Source organism: Bartonella sp. CE47NXGY (assembly GCF_042195415.1).
Lineage (GTDB): Bacteria > Pseudomonadota > Alphaproteobacteria > Rhizobiales > Rhizobiaceae > Bartonella.
Map to the genome: position 1 here is coordinate 1 of NZ_JBHIOI010000210.1, position 785 is coordinate 785.

Below are 785 nucleotides of genomic sequence, written 5' to 3' on the forward strand. Positions count from 1 at the left end.
TTTCGCGTGCCACTAAGTGATGAAGCTTTGAGAGTTATTGAAAAAACTTTCCCCTTTGAAAAGAATGGTTTTCTCTTTTCTGGTCTTAAAGGCAACCCCATTTCTGATGCCACCATGGCAAAATATATGACAATTTGCGGCTTAACCTATCGTCCCCATGGTTTTCGTTCAAGCTTACGGGATTGGATAGCAGAGACAACGTCAACACCATTTGAGATTGCCGAAACTGTTCTTGCACATACAGTTGGGAGTTCAGTGACGAAAGCCTACATGCGAACGGATTTTTTAGAACAGCGACATGTTCTCTTGGAACAGTGGGCTTCATTTATAACAGGATAGAATTTTTACAATTACCTCTGCAGTGTTTTTTTAGTTATTTTGACGAGAAATTTGATATGTCCAATTCTGTGAAAATAACAGTTTTAAATGTGTAAAGCTATTATTGATAGTCTCCATGAGACGAGCAAATTTAAGAATCCATTTTCTAAAGAATTTCGCGCGTCTCAGAGTATGTTTAGAGTCGGATATTTGGTTTTTGTGTAAAAATACTTACTAATGCATCCATAATACGTGAAAAATCAAGCGCTAATAAGAGTATAATGAGTACAATCCATTTCGTATAACGCGACATCACTTTTATACTTTTGTAGGTCATGATGATTTCTTGGAGGATTTCTTTTTCTGCTTCTGTAAGTTCTGTATCGTCTTGTGTTTTTTTTCTAGCCATGTTTCCACCCACACACGCGTTCACCTAGATTATTGTGCTTTAAGATCTCTCTTGCTAA

At 36.9% G+C, this 785-nt stretch carries 2 protein-coding genes; one reads left to right on the plus strand and one right to left on the minus strand.

Going from position 1 to position 785, the window contains the following annotated elements; genetic code table 11:
• A partial coding sequence (locus ACFIL3_RS10710) for a tyrosine-type recombinase/integrase (RefSeq protein WP_375682272.1) occupies nt 1–339 on the plus strand: 339 nt, incomplete at its 5' end.
• Nucleotides 340–514: 175 nt separating this feature from the next.
• Here the strand turns inward: ACFIL3_RS10710 and ACFIL3_RS10715 are convergent.
• A complete protein-coding gene (locus ACFIL3_RS10715) occupies nt 515–727 on the minus strand; it encodes a hypothetical protein (RefSeq protein ID WP_375616725.1) in 213 nt (70 codons plus the stop codon).
• Nucleotides 728–785: the final 58 nt, after the last annotated feature.